General features: G+C 47.2%; 18 protein-coding genes and 1 riboswitch. Of the genes, 10 read left to right on the top strand and 8 right to left on the bottom strand.

The window, feature by feature from the left end; all coding sequences use genetic code 11:
• The first annotated feature begins 33 nt into the window (after positions 1–33).
• Together GWR21_RS28920 and GWR21_RS28915 are read left to right on the top strand one after the other, a co-directional pair.
• Positions 34–540 (top strand): YkgJ family cysteine cluster protein, encoded by a 507-nt coding sequence (locus GWR21_RS28920; RefSeq protein ID WP_162335174.1) that lies wholly within the window; start codon positions 34–36, stop codon positions 538–540.
• 129 nt (positions 541–669) lie between these two features.
• Positions 670–1,389: an AAA family ATPase gene (locus GWR21_RS28915; RefSeq protein ID WP_162335173.1), complete on the top strand. Its 720-nt coding sequence runs from the start codon at positions 670–672 to the stop codon at positions 1,387–1,389.
• Between the two features lie 98 nt (positions 1,390–1,487).
• Here the strand turns inward: GWR21_RS28915 and GWR21_RS28910 are convergent, their stop codons facing one another.
• From GWR21_RS28910 to GWR21_RS28895, 4 genes are all read right to left on the bottom strand, one after another.
• Positions 1,488–3,389 (bottom strand): RagB/SusD family nutrient uptake outer membrane protein, encoded by a 1,902-nt coding sequence (locus GWR21_RS28910; protein WP_162335172.1) that lies wholly within the window; start codon positions 3,387–3,389, stop codon positions 1,488–1,490.
• A 19-nt stretch (positions 3,390–3,408) separates the two neighbouring features.
• Positions 3,409–6,582, bottom strand: a complete 3,174-nt coding sequence (locus GWR21_RS28905; RefSeq protein ID WP_162335171.1) for a SusC/RagA family TonB-linked outer membrane protein — start codon at positions 6,580–6,582, stop codon at positions 3,409–3,411.
• A 94-nt stretch (positions 6,583–6,676) separates the two neighbouring features.
• Positions 6,677–7,726 (bottom strand): FecR family protein, encoded by a 1,050-nt coding sequence (locus GWR21_RS28900; protein ID WP_162335170.1) that lies wholly within the window; start codon positions 7,724–7,726, stop codon positions 6,677–6,679.
• 81 nt (positions 7,727–7,807) lie between these two features.
• The gene (locus GWR21_RS28895; RefSeq protein WP_162335169.1) at positions 7,808–8,356 is read right to left on the bottom strand and encodes an RNA polymerase sigma-70 factor; all 549 of its coding nucleotides are present in this window, start codon (positions 8,354–8,356) and stop codon (positions 7,808–7,810) included.
• Positions 8,357–8,454: 98 nt separating this feature from the next.
• On the opposite strand from GWR21_RS28895, the gene GWR21_RS28890 reads away from it, so the two are divergent.
• The 8 genes from GWR21_RS28890 (at position 8,455) to GWR21_RS28855 (ending at position 15,395) form a co-directional block, all read left to right on the top strand.
• Positions 8,455–8,820: a hypothetical protein gene (locus tag GWR21_RS28890; protein WP_162335168.1), complete on the top strand. Its 366-nt coding sequence runs from the start codon at positions 8,455–8,457 to the stop codon at positions 8,818–8,820.
• Between the two features lie 86 nt (positions 8,821–8,906).
• A complete protein-coding gene (locus GWR21_RS28885) occupies positions 8,907–9,824 on the top strand; it encodes an STM4015 family protein (RefSeq protein ID WP_162335167.1) in 918 nt (305 codons plus the stop codon).
• A 6-nt stretch (positions 9,825–9,830) separates the two neighbouring features.
• Positions 9,831–10,943, top strand: a complete 1,113-nt coding sequence (locus tag GWR21_RS28880; protein WP_162335166.1) for an STM4014 family protein — start codon at positions 9,831–9,833, stop codon at positions 10,941–10,943.
• A complete protein-coding gene (locus GWR21_RS28875) occupies positions 10,937–11,566 on the top strand; it encodes an HAD family hydrolase (RefSeq protein WP_162335165.1) in 630 nt (209 codons plus the stop codon). Before GWR21_RS28880 ends, GWR21_RS28875 begins: the two co-directional genes overlap by 7 nt.
• Positions 11,551–12,366 carry an STM4013/SEN3800 family hydrolase gene (locus GWR21_RS28870; protein ID WP_317165763.1) on the top strand — a complete coding sequence of 272 codons (816 nt, stop codon included), beginning with the start codon at positions 11,551–11,553 and terminating at the stop codon, positions 12,364–12,366. The genes GWR21_RS28875 and GWR21_RS28870 overlap by 16 nt, the downstream gene beginning before the upstream one ends.
• Positions 12,363–13,667: an STM4012 family radical SAM protein gene (locus tag GWR21_RS28865; RefSeq protein WP_162335164.1), complete on the top strand. Its 1,305-nt coding sequence runs from the start codon at positions 12,363–12,365 to the stop codon at positions 13,665–13,667. The genes GWR21_RS28870 and GWR21_RS28865 overlap by 4 nt, the downstream gene beginning before the upstream one ends.
• Positions 13,664–14,512 (top strand): STM4011 family radical SAM protein, encoded by an 849-nt coding sequence (locus GWR21_RS28860; protein WP_162335163.1) that lies wholly within the window; start codon positions 13,664–13,666, stop codon positions 14,510–14,512. The genes GWR21_RS28865 and GWR21_RS28860 overlap by 4 nt, the downstream gene beginning before the upstream one ends.
• A 274-nt stretch (positions 14,513–14,786) precedes the next feature.
• A complete protein-coding gene (locus tag GWR21_RS28855; RefSeq protein ID WP_162335162.1) occupies positions 14,787–15,395 on the top strand; it encodes a pentapeptide repeat-containing protein in 609 nt (202 codons plus the stop codon).
• 163 nt (positions 15,396–15,558) lie between these two features.
• Here GWR21_RS28855 and GWR21_RS28850 read toward each other — a convergent pair whose 3' ends face one another.
• The 4 genes from GWR21_RS28850 to GWR21_RS28835 all read right to left on the bottom strand — a co-directional run bounded on the left by GWR21_RS28850 (position 15,559) and on the right by GWR21_RS28835 (position 24,155).
• Positions 15,559–19,923 (bottom strand): caspase family protein, encoded by a 4,365-nt coding sequence (locus tag GWR21_RS28850; protein WP_162335161.1) that lies wholly within the window; start codon positions 19,921–19,923, stop codon positions 15,559–15,561.
• Positions 19,920–20,759 carry an alpha/beta hydrolase family protein gene (locus tag GWR21_RS28845; protein ID WP_162335160.1) on the bottom strand — a complete coding sequence of 280 codons (840 nt, stop codon included), beginning with the start codon at positions 20,757–20,759 and terminating at the stop codon, positions 19,920–19,922. The genes GWR21_RS28850 and GWR21_RS28845 overlap by 4 nt, the downstream gene beginning before the upstream one ends.
• A gap of 306 nt (positions 20,760–21,065) precedes the next feature.
• Complete coding sequence (locus tag GWR21_RS28840) at positions 21,066–23,312, bottom strand: TonB-dependent receptor (RefSeq protein WP_238430074.1); 2,247 nt, start codon at positions 23,310–23,312, stop codon at positions 21,066–21,068.
• Between the two features lie 169 nt (positions 23,313–23,481).
• A riboswitch (cobalamin riboswitch) is annotated at positions 23,482–23,673 on the bottom strand.
• Positions 23,674–23,765: 92 nt separating this feature from the next.
• Complete coding sequence (locus GWR21_RS28835; protein WP_162335159.1) at positions 23,766–24,155, bottom strand: hypothetical protein; 390 nt, start codon at positions 24,153–24,155, stop codon at positions 23,766–23,768.
• Positions 24,156–24,177 lie beyond the last annotated feature (22 nt).

Genomic DNA, 24,177 nt, shown 5'->3' with positions numbered 1-24,177 from the left:
TGCGGACAGTAGTTATTTACGTACCTTTGCGGCTTGAAAATCATTACCACACTTACGGAAATTGCGGCCATCGGCCAGGAGAAGGAAGCTGAGAATCAGGCATTCAGAACATTTCTGCAATCAAAAGATGCAGATGAGATCGATGCGCTGGTACAGGAGCTGGATGCTATTGTCACGCCTCAGATAGATTGTACAGCCTGTGGCAACTGCTGCCGCTCCCTGATGATCAACGTAACTGCAGAGGAACTGACCCGGCTGGCCACACACCTGGACCGGACGGAAGCCGACGTAAAGGGGGCGTACATCGAAACCGGCTCCAATGACAGCATGATGATCATGAATACGATCCCATGCCACTTTCTGAAGAATAACTGCTGTACTATCTACGAACAGCGTTTCTCAGAGTGCAGGGAGTTTCCGGGTCTGCATATGCCAAAGTTCAACAGAAGGCTTTTCGCCACACTTTCCCATTATGGCCGTTGTCCGATCATCTATAATGTAGTGGAAGAAATGAAGAGCAGACTGGCTTTTAATCAATAAAGGCTGGACTACCTGCTTTTATGCCTTTTGGCCCTGGCAGGATACTCATTTCCTTTTTAATTTTACATCCGCAAAGGCAGCAGATCGCTGGTCTGCTACCTCCATCATATATAAAACAGGTAAGTACAGATGAACGTCGCCGATTTTATTATAAACGACAGAGAGCAGGTATCATTGAGTGATGTGTTGTTAAGTCATGACAACAAAACAAAAATTGAGCAGCTGATCAAAGAACACTTCCACATAGAAGAACTGCATAAGTTCGGATTGCCTGTCAATAATAAACTGCTGCTGCATGGTAGTTCCGGTTGCGGGAAGACAACAACTGCCAAAGCCATCGCAAAGGCATTGAACAGGACGCTCCTGATCCTCGACCTGAGTAGTATTGTGTCCGCACGCATCGGGGAAACCTCTCAGAATATCAAACAGGTATTCGATAAGGCCACAAGGGACAGAGCCGTGCTATTCCTGGATGAATTTGACCAGGTAGGTAAGGCCCGTGGAAACGACGACAAAGACGTGGGGGAAATGAGAAGGCTGGTGAATACTATGATACAGTTGATCGACTATTTCCCGGAAAAAGCATTACTGATCGCTGCTACCAACCATGCGCATATCATCGATAAGGCACTGTTAAGACGGTTCCAGTTACAAATTGGTTATGAACTACCCAACAAGGAAGAGCTGGATGTCTACTATGATAAATTACTGGAAAGATTCCCGGCAGAGATGCAGACCATTACGCGGAAGTATAACATCTCTTATGCAGAAGCCAGAGATGATGCCTATACACAGATCAAATCATTTGTGATCAGACACCTGGAAAGTAAACTGCCAGTGACAGCATAAGCAACCTGCTTACCATCAGACAATATAATAACAGAAGCGCCGGTACATCCTTTACTGTAGCGGCGCTTTTCGTTTATAGTCCCAGGCTATACCGCACACTAATCCTGCGCACGGATAGCCTCCTCCAGATTATCTATCGGCGCCTGATTAAACTCGTATCCGGAATACCCGAAATTCTGGTTCAATTGTCCGTTCCTGTTAGCGTCTATATCAGACTGTGGTACCGGCCATAACAAATGGTATGGGCTGACGGTGAACTGTGTACCATAGACTGTTTTCACGCCCTTGTTATAATAGTTATTATACTTACTGACCCTTTCATACCAGTAGCTGCTTTTTGACAGGTTATCTACCTGATAGGTCTTGCCGAATTCATCGGACTTTCCTGTGGTCGCAAAGATGTAAGAGATGCGGCTGAGTTCCATATGGCGCAGTTCTTCATAGTACAGCTCCCGCGCTCTTTCATCCAGAATTACCCCTATGTTCATATTACCGGCGGCATACATTTTTGTACAGTGTGCACGACGACGGATCGTATTTACATCTTCGGCAGCAGCAGCCATATTTCCTTGCCAGAAATAAGCCTCTGCACGTAACAGATATGTTTCTGCCAGCCGATAGATATACCAGTCACTGGCGCCGCCATCATAATTGTCGACCGTTTCCGATCTTGGCGTCTCTACCCATATCTTATAATGGGGCCAGTCAAACCATGTCCTGATCGTATCATTCACGAGTATCTTACCGGCTGCGTTATACTTCTGAAGTTTTTGTCCGTAGTAGGTGTCTCCGTTGCTAAGCAATGAGGGGTGGTTATAGACCATGTCTTCCATATGCATCCAGTTGCCCGTACTACTGCTGTGACGAAGGTCACTGCTGTCTTCCCATATGGTAAAACTGCTGTACCAGGTAGGCCTTGTTTTAGCAATACCTCTACCGTACGTCTTACGCAGGTCTATTTTGTCTTTTGTCTGCGTGTAACTGGTGCTTAACCCCTGTTTGCCGGAGGGAGTCGTGATCAGCTGATTACCTGTACCGGAATAAAACGGAAGGGCATTTCTCATGGTCACCATGTTCTGGCGGCTATTGGCGAAATCTTCCCGGCTGATGATGTTAAAGATCGTCTCCCTGTTGGTAGCGATCGACTTGTTCTGTGCACGGTGCAGGTCCCATATAACATTGCGGGTAATGTTATGGACTGCGGGCATTGGGTTGACGAACGTACCGAAGGGGTCCATCATGAGGGAGTAACCGGACGCATTGATCAGTGTATTAGCAACTGCTATTGCTTTATCAAACTCACCCGCAGCCAGGTAACATTTGATCAATAACTGCTGACAGGCACCTTTGGTGACAGTACCGTAATCGCCGGTAGCAGGTACATGCTGCACTGCAAACTCCATATCTGCCACCAGTTTTTGCAGGATGACCTGCCTTTTGGTGGACCGGAAGTTGAACTTGGGAGAAGTGATCTCTTTCGTCAGCAGGGGTACATCTCCAAAGTCGAAGATGAGCCACATGTAACGGAACGTACGATGGAAATAAGCCATGCCCATCATCTGGTTCCGCAGCGTAGTATCGAGGCCGGGCACCCTATCCAGGTTGGTGACGATCGTATTGGCATATTTAATGCCTTTATAGCCTTCAAACCAGAAAAAATTGATCTTATTGGTATTGATGTCATTGTTATTAGACGTGGGTGTGATCATTGCATTCAGGTCCTGGGCCGGGCCGGATTTATCTGTCGTACCGTCAATAGCCACGTCTGAAAAGAGCAGGTCAGTCAGCAGCGGCGCTCCCTCACCTGTCCATACGTAGGTCAGGTTCCTGTTACAGCTGGTAATAGCTGCCTGTAATCCTTCCTTGGAGGTAAAGGTAATAGACGGCTCATAAAAAGACATGGGATCAGGATTCAGGAAGTCTTTCGAACATCCTTCCAGTACTTGAATAGTCAGTGTCAGCAACACTATCCTTGTTACTTTATTCAGCATAGTCTTCATATCAATTCAGTTTGAAACATTAAAAGGAAGCAGTGATTCCTACTGTGTAATACCTTGGCATCAGAGAAGTCGTTTCCGGATCCCAGTATTCCCAGTCTTTAGCCCACACCGCCACGTTGCGGATACCTGCATAGACTTTCAGCTGGGTCATGTCCATTCTGCGGGCAATATCGGCCGGCAGCGAGTAGGATACGGATATATTGTCCAGGCGGATGTACGTTTTATCGATCACACGTGACGGGGTGATGTTCTGCACATTGGTTGAGTTCAGTCGTGCGTAGGTATTGGAAGGGTTCTCCGGCGTCCAGTATTCCCTGATATAGGAATTGATCCTGTCTGCCTGAGAACCGAAGTTGTTCAGGTAATCTGTATTGGTGGCTTTGTGTCCCCAGTTAGCATAGATGTTAAATGAGAGATCGAAGTTTCGGAACAACATAAAATCATTCCGTAGCGTAAACCGGAAGCGTGGTGTGGTAGAACCCAGGAAACGCTTGTCTTCATTAGTATACTTACCGTCCCCATTTACGTCTTCCACTTTCACATCGCCCGGGATCTCTCCATATTTCGCTGCCTGTTCTCTTTCGTGTTCCTGCCAGATGCCCTGTACATTATAGGTCCATATAGCGGCAATATCCCGGCCAATGAACCATCCGTTAGAGATATCGTCGATCTCTTTTGAACCGACTATTTTACCATCCGCATTCAGCATGTCCTCATAGGTATAATAGAGATGTCTTACCTTATTTCTGTTGAAGAAGAAGCCGAAGGTCGTGGTCCAGTCGAAATTTCTTTTCTGTATATTCTGTGAAGTGATACCCAGTTCAAATCCTTTGTTCACCACCTCGCCGAGATTGGTCGTTACCGTACTGAAGCCTGTGAAGTCGGGTAAGGACTGGTCCATCAGCAGGTCGGTAGTCGGCATGTAGTAGAGCTCCATATTACCAGTGATCCGGTTGTTAAGGAAGCCGAAGTCCAGACCGATATTCCAGGAGGAAGTGGCTTCCCATTTCAGGTCATAGTTGGCCATGCGGTCTACGTACAACTGAGACAGTTCGTACACCGTTCCATTCGATTGCACATAGGCGTAGCGGCCTGCCCCGGTGGTGAGATTAGACAACGCCTGATAGATCCCGATAGAGCGGTTACCGTTCATTCCCCAGGACAACCGCAGCTTACCGGTGCTCATTGCATTAAAATGAAAGAAGCGTTCATCTGTAAAGTTCCAGGCAAATGCGAGTGAGGGGAAAGTGGCCCTTGGGTGAGAAGCACCGAAGGCAGAATAGCCGTCTCTGCGTACGGAGGCCGTCAGCATATAGCGGTTATCGTATGCATAGAACAGCCGGGCCATTAAGGCATCGCCGGTACTGCGCTGGTCATTGCTGCTGATGGTCGTCTTTAACGGATTGGCAGCGCCAATATTATGAAAGCCGAGAGCATCCGTCGGAGAAAAGTCCCGGGCAGTGATACTTTCATTCCAGGATAAATGCTCTTCTGCATTTTGCAGCAGGGTCATTTTCACTTTATGCCTTTTGGCGAATGTATAGTCCCAGGTGATGATGTTATCAATCTGCCAGTCGAAGTTTTTGGTATTCTCTCTTATAACCTTTCCATTGTCGGCCCACAGCGGATTTTGCGAGGACTCGTGGTACCGGTTGTAGAACCATTGCATCCTGGGAGAAAAGTTCAGCTGGTAGCTAATATTAAATGGAAGTTTGATAGTCTGATAGATGGTGGTGTTCAGCACTGTATAGCCTTTTTCCAGCTGTTTGAACTGGTTGCTATAGGCCGTATTGGTGCCCTGGTTCACACTGGCACCCATGGGCTGCCCGTCAAGGATACCGTTAGTGTCCAGTGGATTGGCAAAGGGAGAATTATTGATGATCTGTCCGCCCCAGTCGGCAGCCAGATTACCATCTGACCTGTCCTGGAAGTTGATATTCACGCCTGTATGCATCCACTTATTGACTTTACCATCTATTTTTATATTCGACCTGTAGGAGCGGTATTTATCGCCTACTACAATACCTTCGTTATTCAGGTACCCCATGGACATGTAATAGTTGAGCGCATCTTTGCTTCTGCCGGAAAAGCTTACATTATAATTCTGCTGTATCCCGTGCTGGAAAGAGCCGTCGAACCAGTCGTATGTCCTGCCCCTGGCATAGTTCTGTCTTTCCTTTTCAAAGAGGCCGATACGTAGTGTCCAGATCTCTTCCGGTGTACCGGTTAAGGCGTCATAGGCGAGCCAGTCATCCAGTGTGATACCGTACCTGTTAAGATTTTCAGGTGTGGGGTTGACATACTTTCCCGGCGCGGCCCACCGGGTAGTACTGTTGAAAAGATCAGAACGGAATTGCAGATAGCCGGGAGCGTCATATACTGCGCGTTTCTTACCATGGGTGGCAACGCCCCTGTTTGCATCAAACCGGATAGCCGGCTTATCGGAAGTGCCTTTTTTTGTAGTGATGATAATGACACCATTGGCTGACTTGGCACCGTAGATAGCTGCCGCAGAAGCGTCTTTCAATATGTCAAAATGTTCTATATCCTGTGGATTGATCTCGGATAGTTCTCCGAAGAAGATCACACCATCCAGTACAATGAGCGGATCATTACTGGCCTTCAGCGATCGTTGCCCGCGAACGAGCATATCGCCTCCACCTTTGGCAGAAGTGTTTTGTCCGACGTAGAGACCTGGCACACCACTACGTAACAGGTCCTGTATAGAACGCGGACTTTCCTTTTCCAGTCTGGCTGTTTTTAACTGACTGATAGACCCTGTCAGGTCTTTCTTCTGCATAGAGCCGTAGCCCACGACCACGACCTCATTTATTTTCTGTTCGCTGTTCTTCAGGTCTACCCGCAGGGAAAACGCTGCGCCGGCTTTCAGGTTATAGCCGGCAAGCGTTTGTTTTTCATATCCAATGAAGGAGAAGGCGAAGGTATATCCCGGACCGGCAGGTAAGCGGGTGAAGGTAAAGAAGCCGGCGCTGTCAGTTTGTACGGAGGCAGTAAAACTGTTCGCCGCATTCTTAACGGTAACACTCACTCCCCAGAGCGGTTCTCCGCTTTCTTCGCTTTTTACGATACCTGATACATCTGCACGGCTTTGCTGCGCATGCAGGCTACATGGAATGAGCGTCATAATGGCTGCTACGCATAGCAGCGCATACGTGGAATTGCACTTTTTCATTTTCTGTGTAATGTCTGATATTAGGCAAATAAGGTCCCTGTCGCTGATCCTGTCAGCGATCCGATATCCAATAGTTTACGTCTACATACTTTGGCTAATTTTTCTTTCTTATGATGTAACGATCCTGGTTTTTCTCAATGACAAGTTGGTTTAGTATTGCTATATCGTTCAGTATTGTTGAAAGCGTATCTGTTTTATGCATCTTTCCGGAGAAGTATTTATTCTTTATCTCAGAAGGATAGTAATAGATCTCTACCTGGTAATAAATGCTGAGCTGATCGAACACTTCTGACAGCGGTGAGATGTCGAAGGTGTAAGAATCGGGTCTGCGTACACTATGCGTCTTATCCAATGCCGGTGCAGCCCTGACCAGTTGTTCCGCTGCCACATGTCGTTTTACACTGGCCAGCATGGTCGTTTTATTATAGATCAGTTCATCTCCGGGAAATAAGACCTCTTTACCATTCCAGGTTTGCGCAATAGTATCAGCAGCTGCTACCTGTACCTTACCCTCATGCAGCTTCACTTTGATGAAAGTGCTTTCAGCGACTGACTCCACGGTAAATGAAGTGCCCAGTACTGTCGTGGCCAGCATATCCGCATTGACAGTGAAAGGCCGGCTGTTATCTTTTGTTATATCAAACAGGGCTTTCCCCCATAGGTGCACCGTACGACCATGCGATGCCAGGAAAGGCTCATAATACCGGATATAGCTACCGGGTGCCAGTAATACAGTCGAACCATCTGCCAGCTGTACGCGCATAGCAACATGGGTATCATTTTTCTTCTCTGTCAGCTGACCATTCTTACCAGTATTGGCTATTGTTGTTTGCCCAGGCGTTTCTCTCACTGCCAGATACCGCCAGAAAGAAGCGATAAGCAGGCACGCAACGGTTGCAGCAGCCAGCCAGACAAGTGTGCTCCTTCCAGGTTTTCTGAAGGTTCGTTTGCTTACTTCCTTGAATAACGCTGCTGAATGACCTGGCGCCAGGTCTTCATTCACGATAAAATCATCCCAGTCTTCCTCGTTCAGGTATCTGTTCCATTCTTCGGGATTATTCCTAAAATATTCCAGTACCTGTCTTCGTTCGTCATCAGAACATTCGTTCCTGAAATATTTATCAATCAATTCCCTTTGCATCATATTGAGTTAAGATAATGGGACCTTTGTTATATATATCGTTTGAAAAAGAGCATACCCCTAATGGCAGGAAAAATATTTTTTTCAGCGCTGGAAGAATAGCAATAATAAGAGGAGCAGATTTCTTAAATAACTGAGGGCTAACGACATGTGATTTTCTACAGTTTTAACGGACAGGGACAGCTGATCGGCTATTTCCTTATAGGATTTAAATTCATAACGGCTGAGTTCAAAAACTTTTCTTCTGACAGGAGGCATATGGGTCACTGCCTGTCTGACCCTGAGCAGCATTTCCCGGGCTTCAAGCGTGTCGGCTATGTTACCGGTATCTTCCTCCCGGGGTCTTTCCTGTTTCAGGAAGCGGCCTTTTACGACTTCCTTTCTGAGCAGATCTATAGAAGTCGCCCTGGCGATGTGGAATATCAGTCTGCTGACCGGTTCGGATTCATTCAGCTGATGCCGGTAGTCCCATAATTTAATAAAAGTGATCTGTGTGGTTTCTTCAGCTATGTAGGGAGAGTGTGTCTTTGACAGGATGTAGAAATATACCTTCCGGTGATATTCATTGAATATATCACTGAAAACGGAAGGGTCACCTTCCTTCAGCGCGGAAATTGTATTAAACGTGGACATACATCTAATATAGAAAATAATTCAGGGACTGTAAAATTCGAAAATAATATAATACCTTACTGAAGATAATTATTTAACCCAACCCGAAACCCGTTTTTATGAAAAAACATCTCACGTACCTGTTAATTCTCTGCTTCACGCTGTTTGCCAACGCCCATGCTGCCGACAAAGTTAAACCTGTAAAGAAAGTAAAGGCAGACGCCAGCTGTAACTATTACAATGATCTCAATGGAAAGTATTACTGCGTTGAAACCAGCTCTACCTGCGATATTGCACATGCATGGTATAAAGAGTCCGGTTCTACGGCATCACCCCAACTGATTGTATTGTCAAAAACCAGCAGCTCTCCCTGCACCCGGTTTGAAGGCTATGCAACACTGCCTGGCGGCGGCTATATTGTGGTATATGTAGAGACATGTACCTGCGGAAATTCGTTGACAACCTATGTACAGTTCCATTATTAAATTATTATTCAGAGATGCTGTACCGGTTACTGACTGGCACCGCATCTCTGAATAAATTCCTTTATATTAGCCCCCAAAAAAAGAGAATGACCGTTACTTCAAATCTGAGTGAATTCCAAGGGAAAAGAGTCGAAATTTTTAACCCTGAAACCGGTATTGTTAATCCTGAGACCGTTGTTTACCGTATCAGTACTGACTATGATGAACCAGCCGATGCATTTAGCAATAAAGTAGATGCGTTTGCGAATGATCCCCGTGCGGGCGAAGTGAAAGAACTGATCATTGGCATGTTCTCCGCAGATAGTTCAACCGACTCTTCATCAGTTATACAGAAACTGGTGGAACACCACAGTAAACTGCCACAACTCACACATCTTTTCATCGGTGACATGACCTATGAAGAATGTGAGATCTCCTGGATCCAGCAGTCGGATATGCATCCTTTACTGAGCACTTATACCGGACTGGAACATTTCCAGGTTCGGGGTGGTGAAGGTTTACGCTTTTCGAACCTGGCACATGCCAATCTGAAAACACTGATCGTTGAAACAGGTGGTTTGTCTACCACTACCTTAGAAGATATACTGGCTGCTGATCTGCCTAAACTCGAAAAGCTGGTACTCTGGCTGGGATCTGAGAACTATGGCTTTGATTCCACGATTAGTAACTATGCACCTATCATCTCCGGAGAAAAGTTCCCCGGGCTGCAATATCTCGGACTGATGAACAGTGAGATCCAGGATGATATTGCTGCTGCGGTCAGCGCGGCACCTTTCACCGAAAAACTCCACACACTGGATCTTTCGATGGGCGCACTAACCGATAAGGGTGGCGAAGCATTACTGCACAGCGACCATATCAGAAAACTGACTTTCCTGAATCTGAGACATCATTATCTCTCCAATAACATGATGGCAAAACTACAGGGTATAGGCGTTGAAATGAACATTGACGAACAGGAAGCGATGGATGAATACGGTCCATACATAGAAGTATCTGAGTAGTAACATATGCATGTGGTGATCATTGGGAATGCAGAGAACAGGAGAACGACCGCATTCTGCGAAGCAGCTGTCAGCAAGGGCCTTACCGTGACAGTCATTCCATATACAGACATATTAACGGGCCGGCGGCTACCGGACATACCGGCAGGAAGTATCGTAAAGATCGATTCTCCGGGAGAGAACGAATTCGTCAGGGCCTTACTGATAGAACGGGGATTGTCCAACGGGACAATCCCTGAAGACCTGCATGTGTATGATCATGGTATTATCCGGTATATGCGTCCGTGGTACACCGGGTTTCAGCACCTGCTGAAAGAGATAGACGGTTCACTGACCGGCCCCGGCATCATCCGGATGAATACTTCGGAAGATATCAGTCTGATGTTTGATAAAGCTGCCTGCCAGCATTATCTGCAACAACATCATATTCCGGTACCCCGGATATTGCCCCCAGTCAGTAACTATGCCACCTTAGTGAATGTCATGGAACAGGTGAAGGTCTCCCGCGTATTCATTAAACCAGCACATGCTTCCTCTGCCTCCGGCGTGATCGCCTTCCGGAGAAACGGCCATCATTTACAGGCCGTTTCTTCTGCGGACCTCCGGCGGACACCAGGAGGTATCAGGCTGTATAATTCACTGAAGGTACGTACCTACTCACATGAACCAGATATTGCTGACCTGATCAATACCGTGATGACAGACGGGGTGCAGATAGAAGAATGGCTGCCTAAAGCGACCCTGGAAGACCGCTACTTTGATGTGCGGGTACTGGTGATCGGAGGGCGTGCAAGACATACTGTGCTGCGTACCAGTAAACAGGTGATCACAAATCTGCACCTGGGTAATAAACGGGGGAATATGTCCACGTTCCTGGATACATTCGGAGCACAACGACTGACGGCAGTAAAACAACTGGCAGAACAGACAGCTGCCTGTTTTCCTGACACATTCTATATGGGAATTGATATACTGCTGACGGCCCGCGATCTTCGTCCGCATGTACTGGAAGTCAACGCCTTCGGCGACCTGCTTCCCAACCTGCTGGATGAGGGAGAAACCTGCTATGAAGCGGAATTATCCGCTATTCTTCACCGGCAATCGATCCTGCCATGCTGAATAACCCCGTCCTGATATTCGACCTGGATAATACCCTGTTTGACAGGAACAGGGCTATGCGGCAGGCGATGCAATGCTGGCTCCGGCAACATCCTGAAGTATCGCATACACTGGATGAGGTCATGGCACAGGATGCGGGTGGTAACACAGACAGGACAGCCTTTTGTCAATGGCTGATGCCCGCCGCTGCACCTGACACGCTGTTACGTAGTATTCAACAGCTCATCATCGGTTCCCTGCGACCGGATGCCGCTATACGGCAACTGCTTGAGCAGTTACAGCGCCGCTACCAGCTGGTGCTGGCCAGCAATGGCAACGGAACCATACAGCGCTTAAAACTGGCAGCCTGTGGTCTGACAGCCTGTTTTCAACATATCTTTATCTCCGGAGAGATGGGCAAGGCCAAACCAAACCCGGAATTTTTCAGGGAGATACTGAAGACATTAGCCATCTCACCGGCCCAGGCGTGTATGATCGGAGATGACCTGGTCAATGATATCCTGGGAGCGCAGGCATGTGGATTAAACACCTGCTGGGTAGCATATGGTGAGACATCCGACAGGAACAATCCTGCTATAGTAATACAACACATAACAGAACTGCATCGATGGACGGAATGCTGAACATGAAAGAAATTGCGAGGGATATGAATATACTGTTCATGACGCTGGACAGCCTGCGGTATGACGCAGCGGCTTCCTTATTCCTCGAAAACAGAACACCTAATTTCCGGCGATATATGCCCGAAGGGTGGCAGCGATGCAGTACGCCTGGTAGTTTTACCTATGCGGCACATCATGCCTTCTTTGCAGGCTTTCTGCCTACTCCGGCCACACCGGAGAAGACACCCAGGATGTTTGCAGCAAGATTCGCAGGAAGTGAAACGACCGGAGAGAAAACCCTGGTGTTCGAAACGGCTGATATTGTAAGTGGCTTTGCAGAACAGGGATTTAAAACCGTCTGCATAGGTGGTGTAGGTTTCTTTAACAAACAGACTGCACTGGGTTGTGTGCTCCCTTCCCTTTTCCAGGAGAGCTACTGGGACCGTTCCTATGGTGTGACGGACCCCGCCTCTACCCGGAACCAGTTTGAGAAGGCCGCCACTGTTATCAGTGAATGTGCCGGACAACAGCTATTCCTGTTTATCAATGTATCGGCTATTCATCAGCCTAACTATTTCTATCATACTAATGAGCAGACTACAGACACGATCGCATCACATCAGGCGGCACTGGCGTATGTGGACAGCCAGTTGCCCATACTGATGGATGCGCTGGCCAGTCAGGACAGAGACACCTTCTGTATTATCTGTTCAGATCATGGAACAGCCTACGGAGAAGAAGGATATTATGGTCATCGTATCGGTCATCCCAGTGTATGGGAAGTGCCGATGGCCAGTTTTGTATTAAAGAAGAAAGCATGACGACATTGTTCGACAACATATTTGATTCCTACGCTTATTCCTATCCACATAAGCATAGTTACCGGTCACTGGCACCGTTATCCCTATCTGCTTTGTGGAAGGAAGAGAAGAAGGATGCCCTTTTTCTGTACGTGCATCTCCCCTTCTGCGAGATGCGCTGCGGGTTCTGTAACCTGTTCACCATTGCCAATCCGAAAGATGACATGGTGGATGTTTATCTTGACGCCCTGGCGCGAGAGGCAGATACGATCCGGGAGGTTGTGCAGCCACAGCACTTCGGTCAGATGGCGGTAGGCGGTGGCACGCCCACCTTTCTGGAAATACCGCAGCTGGAAAAGCTGTTTGGCATCATCCGGAAATTAGGTGCACAGCCGGAACTGCTGCCGGTATCTTTTGAGATGTCTCCCAAAACAATAACGGCTGAGAAAGCGCAGTTCCTTTTCTCACAGGGTGTGGACCGCGTGAGTATGGGTGTACAGAGCTTCCTGGAAACAGAACAGAAGTCACTGGGCCGTCCTCAAAAAAACAGGGAAGTATTTGCGGCCCTGGACCTGCTGAAAAAGCAGGGGTTTCCGACAATCAATGTTGACCTGATCTACGGGGCCCAGGGACAAACCCCGGATACCTGGCTGTATTCAATCGACGCAGCCATCCGGTATGAGCTCGATGAGATCTTCATCTACCCACTATATGTTCGTCCCCTGACAGGCATTGCCAAATCAGGGAACGCACCTGCAGATAACCGCTTTGAACTGTACCTGGCAGCAAAGTCCATGCTGCTCAATGCAGGATATGAACAGGTGTCTATGCGCATGTTCAGAAAGATCAAACCGGACAGACCTGTGCGACCGCTTGTTTATTCCTGTCAGGAAGATGGTATGATCGGATTGGGTGCCGGCGCGCGTTCGTATACAAGGACAGTACATTATTCATCTGAGTATGCAGTGGCCCGGCATAATATTAAGTCGATCATAGACCAGTATTCAATGAAGGCAGCAGCTGACTTCAGTCAGGCGGATTATGGCATCATACTGCCGCAGGAAGAGCAGCAACGACGGTTTATTATCAAATCAGTACTGCATAACAGCGGACTGGATATTTCCCGCTACCGGGAGCTGTATGGCAGTCATCCGCTGACCGACTATCCGCAGTTACAGTCACTGCTTGATGAGGGTATGGCCGTAACGGAGGGACAGCTGTTCCATCTCACCAGCAGGGGCATTGACTATTCGGATGCGATCGGCCCATGGTTGTACTCAACGCCCATCCGGACGCTTATCAACAATTTTGCATTACAATGACGCTGTCTATATTATACAGAGGACCGTTGTCCAGCTGCAATTACAGCTGTAACTACTGTCCGTTTGCCAAAAGAAAAGACTCCAGGGAAACACTGGAACGCGATGCCGCACAGTTAGCCCGCTTTGTAACATTTGTACAGGAGCAGGCTGATATACAGTTTAAGATCCTGTTTACTCCGTGGGGAGAAGCATTGATCCGGAAATACTATCAGGAAGCCATGGTAACGTTAAGCCTGTTACCAAACGTAGAAAGGGTGGCTATACAGACGAACCTTTCCTGTAAACTGGGGTGGCTAAAAAAGGCAGATAAAACTAAACTGGCACTATGGACCACCTATCACCCCGGTGAGACCAGCCGCACCGCCTTCCTGGAACAATGCCGGCAGCTGGATGCCATGGAGGTATCCTATAGCGTGGGAGTAGTGGGCTTTAAAGAAGCGATTACAGAGATTGAACACCTGCGGGCAGCATTACCGCCGGAAAGATACCTCTGGATCAATGCACAAAAAAAGCTGGCAAACTACTACACAGCAGAAGAAACAGCTACACTGTTAAGTATTGATCCGTATGTCGTGAATAACATGATACACTATGACAGCTACGGGAAGGCCTGTAAAACAGGACATACCGTGATCAGCCTCGATGGCGACGGTAACATGTTCCGCTGTCATTTTATCAAAGAGAAGATCGGCAATATCTATGAACAACATTTCAGGGAAGCCTTATTCCCAAGGACATGCACCAATGCAACCTGCGGCTGCCATATTGGGTATGTGCACATGGACGACCTGAAACTGTATGCGTTATACCAGGGACGGGAACTGGAAAGGATCATACTGAAATAAGCACTGACTTAGTTAATAGCATTGTTATGTTCATCCACATACCCGTGCTCTTCCACCATCGTGGTTCATCAACCCATTCCGTTCGGGGAATCGCGTAACCAGCTTACGCAGGTAGCTGCACAGAAGGCCGGTAAATTATCCATTCCCGGTATGGGCGGACGGCTACAACAGGTTTCCAGACATCCTTGGCCATTTTTGCTAAAAACAATATCTTTATTATACCCCACAAGACCTCAAACTATCGCGTTTTATAAACGAGTAATTGCAATCAATCATGGAGATATCAGTTTTTGAGAAAATGCTACAGACACACGAGCAATGGTATCAGCAGACAATATCAGGCGTAGGCGAACCTGATGAAAGTGACAAGCTTAATCTTGAAGATGAAACCCTGCAGAACTACCAGACCGATGGAGTACTGCTGCATGATGCGGCATTTTCCGGCACAGATATTATCAGTTCCCGTTTTGACAATACGGATCTTTCGCATGCTTACATATACCAGTGCCACTTCCGGCAGACTATATTCACCAACAGCAATTTTAAGAAAGCACAGTTACAGGATTGCGAGCTGACAGATGTAACTTTCCAGTCGTGTATCCTTCCGCATATCAGCCTGGAAGGGTGTACCCTCCGCAATGTTTGCTTTATTGACTGTGATCTGGACTGGGCATATTTTTCAGAAGGTGCTTATGAGCATATTATATTCCGGCGATGCCGGCTGGAAGGAACAGTGATTACTGATCTCACACTTACTCATCCTGCATTTGAGGAGAATAAAATAACCGACAACTATCCGGTACAGGTAAGCGATGTGGTCATACAGGACGCTAAAGGCAGTCGTACAGTCGGTAGTTTTGCGGCACTCACACAGGGTATATAGCTTACCCATTCCTACTTTATTTAATTAAACCCCTATATTTAATCCCGATTTATCCAACCAACCATGAGATCATTTATTTTATTTTTCCTGCTGCTTAGCAATTCCCTTTGGGCGAAAAGGCGGCATCACTAAAGCCTTTTTTTTGTTAACAGGCTTATAAGCATTAGAATATTGTTTCATAGAGGTCGGGAGAGAGCTGAAGTAAAGCCATGCCCGATCTGGTATAAACATATAACCGGCCATCTCCCCCCTGCTCCAGTTTCAGAATGCCTGCCCGCAGATCTATGCTATACCTTTCCTGTAACCGGAACGACCAAAATTTTAATACCCCGCGATCATCACCGGAGATAAAACAACTGCCCTTATCTGAGCTAAAAACACATAATGCGGTCACCTTTGTTTCATGCGCATTTCCTTTCGCAGTGATTACTTCTCCGGTTTTAAAGTCAAAGATGGTGATCTGTCCATATTCAGCGGCTGCGATCAATAGGTCGCGCCCATCGGCATTACAGGAAAGCAGGCATTCAATATACTCTCCTGTATTCGACGGTGTATACCACTCATGTATCGCAAAAACACTATCCTGCAGGTCTTCATAATCCAGGATATTCACCATTCCATATTTACTTGCAAATGCGATGCGCAGTTTATCATTGATCACCTTCGCCGTAAGTCCTTCAATCATCTTATCTTCCTGCCCGGCGTATAATCTTATCCTGCTATTTGTAGGCATTTCCTCCCCCCGGATCCGCTTCACACCAGGTCCTGCAGCTACCCCGGCGTCTGAGCCCGCATCCGGTCTTATCTGACCCACGTGCGTCCTATTTCCTCCAGGAGTAATATTCCAGAGACGGACGAGCCAGACGCCTCTTTCCCGTACGGCTGCCATAAGAATATACCGGCCATCGCGTTTTATCCAGTACAGCGCACCAATAGCATCCGCTGTAAATAACTGAACACCAGCTGACAATGTACCGGTATCAGCATAGACAGCGCATAAATATACATTCCCTGAATCCCTCACTACCGCCATCATACTTTCATCTGGTGCAATACTTAATAGCGCCACCGGATCATTTCCATCCATTTCATAGTCTTCCTTCCATTCCGATGTCTCTGCGTGTAATATAGCCACTCCCGTCCGTGTTCCTACGTAAAGAACCGGCGACCTTTGCAGCCTGACAGCGAATCCACCTGTATGCTGTTTTAACAATTGATACCCATGGGTGGCCGACTTACTTCTGATAACAGACTCAATATCCCATATATGCAGGTAATTACTGTTAACGGTCAGCAACTGCTCTCTTCCATTCACTTGAAGTGTACGATATGGTTTACCTGTCAGCATCACATCCGGATAGGTATAGTCATCGCTACCTGAAAGCTGTCGTAACACCTTATCGTACTGCACTTCCAGTCTCCTGAGTCTGGACATAAACACAGTGAACAGATACAACCTGTTTCCCTCAGGATAGATCCAGGAGTAGGTGCCAGTCTGATTATCCCGGAACAATTTCGCGCCCCGCTTCAGGTCCCAGATCTCCGTTGGGCCCCAGTTGTCCTGTGAGATAACAGCTATCGTAGTATTAAAAAGCTGCTGCACCTGAACATCGACGAAAACACCTCTGTTTGAAGGAGAATTAGACCAGACCGTCGTCAGATCGTCCATTGAGAACAGCAGGATATTACTTGCCGTTCCACCGGTATCTGCCACTAAATGGTCTCCAACGGCCAGTAAACAATGCTGTTGACCAACTTTTACATCGTCTATGCTATACAACGCATTTTCGGCCATGTTCTCTCTTTTCAATATCAGTTCCAGCCCTGCCAATGCGCGTATAGCGATAGCAGATCTGTTATAGTAGATAATACACACATCCTCTCCGTTCCTCTTTGCTGTATGGAGCAGTGTAATCTTGTATCCGGTATTAAGCGACAGTACTTCTCCGGTATCCAGGTTGATCGTCTTCATTTGGCCCCCTGACCATCCCATCACCAGCACCGCTCCGGATCTGGTTGCTGCCAGCGCCATGGCTACTGCGCCATCTTTCATGCCCGTGTCCGGGGTAAAGATCTTTGCAGAACGTTCCATGTCCCATATTTCAACCGTTCCATTTGAACGGCATACAGCCACCACATGTTGCTCACCCCATTTACCCGTTGTCAGTGCACTAATATGCGTCATACCATGTGCGATCTCATTACTGGAAGACGGCGGAAGCCATGTGGCCCATATCACCTTCCAGGGGCCATTGATCACTGCCCATGCATAATGCATATAAAACGATCGCAAGCTGTACTTCCAGGCGCTCAACTGCAGATAAACTGCTGCTTCCGCAAGATTCTTCTCCCTGATGTGGTGCACAGCACTCTGATATACATCCAGCAGCTGCGGAGATACCTGGCTATTGTTTGTAATCAGGACGGTGTGCAGTTTAACGTCGTTCGCACAAAGCAGGAATAGCGGATCATTAGTCAGCCATTCCAGATCATGTCCTATAGCCGCATGTCCAGGCAGATAATGCAGCAGGTAGGGATGTGCCATCCGCCAGTCACGGTTTTCCCTGTTATCCAGCAACGGAACTGTCTTTACCAGGGCCCTGACTATAAGACGATTTGCGGCTACTTCATCCATATCTCCTTTCAAAAACTCCACCATTGCCTCATGATACAACCTGAAAACAGAACGGCCGAACTCCAGCGTTTCTACTATGAATGAGCCTGCATTGTTAATCACCCAGCGAATATCATCATCATGATATTCCTTTCCGGAAAACGCATTGGCTAATGCCGACCAGATATGGTCCCAGGGAAAACCCGATCCATGCGACCAGGCCAGGGGACGCAATATATCCCTGACCAGTTCATAGTGCTCATTGAACCGGCGGAGGTATAGATCAAATGCCGCGTTCACTGAAGCGGGAAACTCAAATAACTGCTGATTGAAACTGGCGATATCGGTACCTGCAGCTTCCAACGCAGCCGTAGCCAGGCGGCCGATGAGAAAATTGGGGTATGCTTTCCCGGCAATCTTTTTCACCGCCCGCAGGTACTCTATATCATCCGTAAGGTGATCAGTGGACCTGTAAGCCGTAATACCTGTCAATCTTCTTGAAATATACAATTCAAAATCGCTGTAGCTGATGTATTTAGCATCATCAATATACAACATAGGTAAGTCCTCCCCCAGCGTTCTCACTGCTTCCGGTCTGCTACCGATCAGTATCCTGATGCCGGATACCTTGCTGAGTGGTTTCAACAGCTGATTACAGATACGCTGAGGATCTACTGCTTCATCGAGTGCATCCATCAGCATAAAATAGTCCCCTCTCGTCTGCAGTTGTGCCAGCACCGCTTCCATTTCCGGTTTTACCGCTATCGCATCTGCTATAATATGTAAAGTATCATCAGGCGTTTTACCCCTTGCATGTATCGCAAGGTCCAGCCGGCGGAACTGCCGGACATCTTCTTTGTCAATAGTATACCTTTCTGTCAGTCCTGCTGCTATTTCCTGTGCCAGCAAGACGATTGCCGACAGTATAGTGGACTTGCCCGAACCAGCAGGTCCAGTCACGATCAGCATGGGATCAGCAGCCTTATCTTTCAGCCATACTGCTATCTCGTTCAGCAACTTTGTCCTTGCGGTGAAGTACCATCCGGATTCCACTTCGGCCGTTACTCCTCTTGCATTTGGCGCCCAGTAATTTCTGAACTCATTTATATTTATGCCTTTTAAGCATTGCAGCTCAGCAGGGGTAAAAGTTGTTGCCGCTACCGGCGTAGCAACACTATTTGCCTCGCAATAAGGGTTCGGAAAAAATTGCTGCACTTCATCTGCTGACGTCACATTTACAAAATAAGCTTTATAAGCGCCAAGCCGTTGGTTGATCGCCGCATTGATCTGATCAAAAAAAATATACTGCTGTTGCTTTGACTTTTGCGACAACTCTTCCAGTGATGCGAGGAGTGCATCAGACAACCCACCTGCCAGGGCAGGTTCATTAGGAAAAGAGGCCGCCAGGACATAATACATACCACTCCTGGAATCATGTGTAAAATAGCGACCTATCTTTTCCATTATCTCATTGGCACCGGCACCAGCGTAACAGGTATCAAGGATGAACAGTATCCGTTTGGTTCGCCGGTTTTCCCCGGAGGCCGTACGCCCTGCGACCATATCCGCCAGCTGACTGAAAAGAAACGCAGTAGCAGCATGCTTACCTGATCTATAATTACTGGTCCACAGATACAAACTTCCGCTATCGAGTATCTCTCCATGCCCCGTGTAATATATAACCACCCAGTCATCCCCACTTCGCTGCGGATCTCCGAGCCAGTCATCCAGTTCATCCCGTAGCTGATTAGAGGAAGGGTTATTACTAATATGCTCAAGTGCCAGTTCGTAGTGCATATCTTTTGAAAAGGCGGCTTTTATCTTGGCAACGACCTCCGTTAGCTGAGGGCGTTGTTCGTGGTCTGGCAGATATGCATACCGGGCTGTCCCTGCTGCGATGAGGATCTTTTTCATAAGTTAGCTGCAATGGTTTTAGCAATAGCAGACGAAGAGAGGTAATGCGTGCCATCGTGTGCATGCGCACCGTTGTCCACAACGATATCCGTGATACCAGGCCCAAAAAGCCCATCCAGTTTTTTATTCAACGCTACCAGGTCTGCCTTATCAGCAATGTTGGTCCAGTTCTTTACAGGCGGCCATGTGCCCTTACCTTTCTGAGGGGCGGGTCTTAACTTATCAAATATAAGGTTATTGATCCCCAACGGTGATCCCATGGTAATAAAACAAACCGGATGTTCAGGCTTACGGAACAGGCACTCATAAGCCACGACAGCGCCCAGGGAATGTCCGATAACAATCTTCACATCATCTGTAAATTTATTCATCACTTTCTCAATAACCGCCTCCCGTATAGCTTTGTCATTCATATAACGCACCACCTGTTTAAGGTCTCCCATCATCATGTGCTGGCTGATATTCACAAAGAACTTACTTCTGGATAACATCCTGATACCCCATTGTGCCCATTGCGGGGTGCCCAGATGCTGCTGCGCAAAAACTTCCCTGCCGGCGACTTTACCGGGCTCCTGGATGACGGCTTCTTCCAGCAATGCCTCCATCAGCGCTATCTCTTCTGTAGTCATATCTTTGGGATCATACTTATCATCGCCGCTGAGCAGATCCTGTTTTCTGAATAAATGGCCATAAAAAGGGCATACCAGGTCTTCCTTTACAATGTCTACATTAACGTTATGCAACCCTCCTGCGAGATAAGGCCACCATTCACTATGAATTACTTCATCTGCTTTATACTGCTGACCAATGCCATGAACGGCTAGTATACGGGGCATATCAATATAGTTTTAGATGTTGGGGGAATCTGTAAACAGTCAATGGTGTAATAACGTGGCTGACAGGGCAATAGTTTAAAATTATGCTATAATTCAAAAATCAACAATATTTTACCCTGGCACTTTAATGCTACCGGGATAACAACTAATAAAATATATGACTCCCTTATACCCGGAATCAGAAGACTATATCTACCAGGAATGTCAAAGATTCATGGGGGAAACTGAACAGCTGGCGCATCGTGCGCATATAAAGCGGGAATATCCGCCTGACCTTCCTTATAAAAAAGACCAGGCGGGAGGTGGTTATTTCTGTAGAGCGTATTTAAGCGTCAGTAAATAACTGCGTGTAATGCCGGGATAGAACTGGTTAGTGATGATGACATTAGCAAAATATCGCTTATTGACTACGTTATTTACATTCAGCCGCAGCCCTACCCTGCCTATCTGATAACCGATCGCGGCATCGGTCACTGTATATGCTGGTAATACATAAGTGTTGTTACTGTTTGCATAGGTATCAGACATATAATTAGCACCTATACCGGCGCTCAGTCCGCGTAATACCGTACGCTGCAACTGATAGTTGACCCATACGTTCGCCATGTGCCTGGGCGCCAGTGCCACCGTCCTGCCTGCGACAGGGTTGACGTTATCGCCGGCAAACGGCCGGTACTTTGCTATTGTGAAAGTATACCCTGCATTCACATCAAGACCGGCTAGTGGTGAACCCTGGAACTCCAGTTCGTAGCCTTTGGAATCAGCGGAGCCTACACGCTTGTATACACCCCCGGGTAAACTTTCCACCTGATTGTTCTTACGCATATAATAAACTGCTCCATTCAGTGCCCAGGTATTACCTAACTCCAGGCGGGTGCCCACTTCTGCCTGATATCCATCTTCCGGATCGAAGGTCTCTCCGTTAGGCGCTACTCTTCTTGATGGCTTGAAATAAGTGGAATAAGAACCGTATACCGACCACATTTCTGTTGGCTGATATACCAGACCTGCACGATAGGTAAATGCGGAAGAAGGGATATTCGTCTTTACTCCCTTATCTGTCACATGGTCTGCGCGATCCACCTTATTAGTAAAATAAGTTCCCCGGAAAATATCGTAACGTACACCTATCAAACCTTTCACTTTTTCGGACAACCTTACCCATTCCTGTGCATAGAATCCATGTACACGCTCTTGTGTAGCACGGTATTGCGTACGATAGTAATCAAGATCACCCTGATTCAGCACAGGATCCTGAACAGCTATAGTGGTATGTAGTCCTGCGCCGAAAATATTACCATTATAGGTTTTTCTGTCGAGGATGCTTAGCGAATAACCAACCAGTAATTTATGTTCAATACCACCAGTCTTCGTTGTATATGTCAGTTCCAGCTGGTTCTGCAGGGGTCTGGTCAGGTGATTAAAATATAATGGTGAGGAACGTGTCAATGAATCCAGTGCTTCGTTGAAGCGCAGTTCCTCTGTGGAAAAGTAGTCAATGTTGTCATCAGAATAGGACAGCTGATCAGACAACTGCCATGCTTCACTAAACTGATGTGTATAGCGTAGCTGGAAATCATAACGCGTGTTTTTCAGAAAGTCAGCAGGATCGTTATACCGCGTATTCACGTCCAGTCCCGGCGCCAATCTTCCTCCTTCCAGCATGGGGATACCTGCATCAGTGTCGTATTTATCTTTGTTTGCACCAACAGTGAAATAGAAGTTATCGCGGGCAGTAGGCGTGTATTCTAATGCCAGATAAGCATTGTTGGTATTGACACCCGACCGACGGTAACCATCTGTTTCAGAGAAACCCACATCAACGCGGTATGAGAGGGTACCAGATAACGGACCACCTGCACCCGCACGCATACGGCGGGTATTGAAGCTGCCATAGGTGGCGGAGAAATCAGCACGCTGCTCTCTGGTAGGACGCTTGCGCACCAGGTTGATAATTCCTCCCAGTGCAGAGTGACCGAATAATACAGATGCCGGGCCTTTTAAGACCTCGATGCGCTCAATATTAGCCAGGTTGGTGCTCGGTGCACTGGTAGAGATATTGTGACGTTCATCCCTTACACCATCCACCAGTAATACGAAGTTATTAAAACCGCGTACGGTAAAATGCTGAAAACCACCATAAGTATTATTGGCTCTTACACCAGTAGTATTCTTCATGGCATCACCGAGATCGTCTATGCCCCGCTGTTCAAGTGTATGGGCAGAAACAGCACTGGTGGTGAGCGGTATATCTCTTACGGGAACACCAATTTTGTTGATGCCGGTAAAGGAAGCACGCTGTGTGGTGCTAACGGTAACGGCCGACAGCTGCCTTGGCCGTCCTGTATCTGAAGTGAGCTGACCGTGCAAATGATCATTGGCAGGATGAGGTATGTGCTGTGCATGGCTGGGCGTAACAGGCAGCATGATCTGCATAAAGCAAAGCATCACACACATAGCAAATGACTGCTTACAAAAGGGAATACGGCGCTCAGGAACGAACACAGACAAAGGGTTGCTGTCCGGCGCAGCAATAGTTGTAGTAGTTTGCATTGATAAGTTGATAAAGAATAATGAAACATTGTTCTTCCAGACTTTACCATGCTGTCAGAGATGGATACAAGAAAGATTGAAGGCTTGCGTCAGTACATACCTAGCCCTGAAATAAAGCCACTCCGGACGCAAAACCTCCGGACCTAACGTTGCTTCATTCCACGAAAGCATTGCCAGCAAAGAAAAGGCAGGTCTCCTGACTTGTAACGTGACTGCCGTCCTTCCCATCCGCCTATGGCGAACAGTGGACATTCGGTGGCAGTAACTTTGTGTGTTACTTACAGTTGCGGGACAGTTCGTGATTTACACACGATTCCCTATTAATCTGCGGTTAAGCAGAACCTTTTCCCGTCGGGGGGAAAGAAAAAAGAACTGAACGGGCGCAAATATATGATTTTGGCTGGCAAGTACGCCCGGGTATTAAAATTTCCGGCTCATGCAGGAACATGGCTGCTACCTAAGCTTCCCTGATCGGAACACCATCACAACTCCTATTATCATTAACAATAGTATCGATCCTATCAGATAAAAAGAGGATCCCATCACCTCATCAGGATATAATACCAGTTCATGTCCTCTGAGATATCGCATATCCATGTATTCGCCGACAAAATGTTTGCTACAGAAAAACCGGCTGACATTTTTTTTATATGTCATACCATTATACTGAAAGGCCGCCTGTGACTGCAATGATTTTCCCCCTTCACAAAAAGTGGGTCTGTCGGTTAACAACATTTTCACTACTGTACCTTTCGTTGCCACCTGATACTGTGCTGCATAACGTGACGCAAAAAAGAAAATAGCAATGGCTAACACTACTGTAGCCAGGATGAATTTATTCATGGTCTGTTGATAAATACACGTC

This window comes from Chitinophaga agri (assembly GCF_010093065.1).
Taxonomy (GTDB): domain Bacteria; phylum Bacteroidota; class Bacteroidia; order Chitinophagales; family Chitinophagaceae; genus Chitinophaga; species Chitinophaga agri.
Note: the sequence above shows the minus strand (reverse complement) of the source record. Positions and strands in the feature narration are given on the sequence as shown.

Bases quoted from the DNA above. Each gene is read 5' to 3' on its own strand.
- GWR21_RS28895 (WP_162335169.1), bottom strand. From the start codon at position 8,356: ATGTCCACGTTTAATACAATTTCCGCGCTGAAGGAAGGTGACCCTTCC.
- GWR21_RS28855 (WP_162335162.1), top strand. From the start codon at position 14,787: ATGGAGATATCAGTTTTTGAGAAAATGCTACAGACACACGAGCAATGG.
- GWR21_RS28875 (WP_162335165.1), top strand. From the start codon at position 10,937: ATGCTGAATAACCCCGTCCTGATATTCGACCTGGATAATACCCTGTTT.
- GWR21_RS28860 (WP_162335163.1), top strand. From the start codon at position 13,664: ATGACGCTGTCTATATTATACAGAGGACCGTTGTCCAGCTGCAATTAC.
- GWR21_RS28835 (WP_162335159.1), bottom strand. From the start codon at position 24,155: ATGAATAAATTCATCCTGGCTACAGTAGTGTTAGCCATTGCTATTTTC.
- GWR21_RS28890 (WP_162335168.1), top strand. From the start codon at position 8,455: ATGAAAAAACATCTCACGTACCTGTTAATTCTCTGCTTCACGCTGTTT.
- GWR21_RS28905 (WP_162335171.1), bottom strand. From the start codon at position 6,582: ATGAAAAAGTGCAATTCCACGTATGCGCTGCTATGCGTAGCAGCCATT.
- GWR21_RS28885 (WP_162335167.1), top strand. From the start codon at position 8,907: ATGACCGTTACTTCAAATCTGAGTGAATTCCAAGGGAAAAGAGTCGAA.
- GWR21_RS28845 (WP_162335160.1), bottom strand. From the start codon at position 20,759: ATGCCCCGTATACTAGCCGTTCATGGCATTGGTCAGCAGTATAAAGCA.
- GWR21_RS28900 (WP_162335170.1), bottom strand. From the start codon at position 7,726: ATGATGCAAAGGGAATTGATTGATAAATATTTCAGGAACGAATGTTCT.
- GWR21_RS28870 (WP_317165763.1), top strand. From the start codon at position 11,551: ATGGACGGAATGCTGAACATGAAAGAAATTGCGAGGGATATGAATATA.
- GWR21_RS28915 (WP_162335173.1), top strand. From the start codon at position 670: ATGAACGTCGCCGATTTTATTATAAACGACAGAGAGCAGGTATCATTG.
- GWR21_RS28865 (WP_162335164.1), top strand. From the start codon at position 12,363: ATGACGACATTGTTCGACAACATATTTGATTCCTACGCTTATTCCTAT.
- GWR21_RS28850 (WP_162335161.1), bottom strand. From the start codon at position 19,923: ATGAAAAAGATCCTCATCGCAGCAGGGACAGCCCGGTATGCATATCTG.
- GWR21_RS28840 (WP_238430074.1), bottom strand. From the start codon at position 23,312: ATGCAAACTACTACAACTATTGCTGCGCCGGACAGCAACCCTTTGTCT.
- GWR21_RS28880 (WP_162335166.1), top strand. From the start codon at position 9,831: ATGCATGTGGTGATCATTGGGAATGCAGAGAACAGGAGAACGACCGCA.
- GWR21_RS28910 (WP_162335172.1), bottom strand. From the start codon at position 3,389: ATGAAGACTATGCTGAATAAAGTAACAAGGATAGTGTTGCTGACACTG.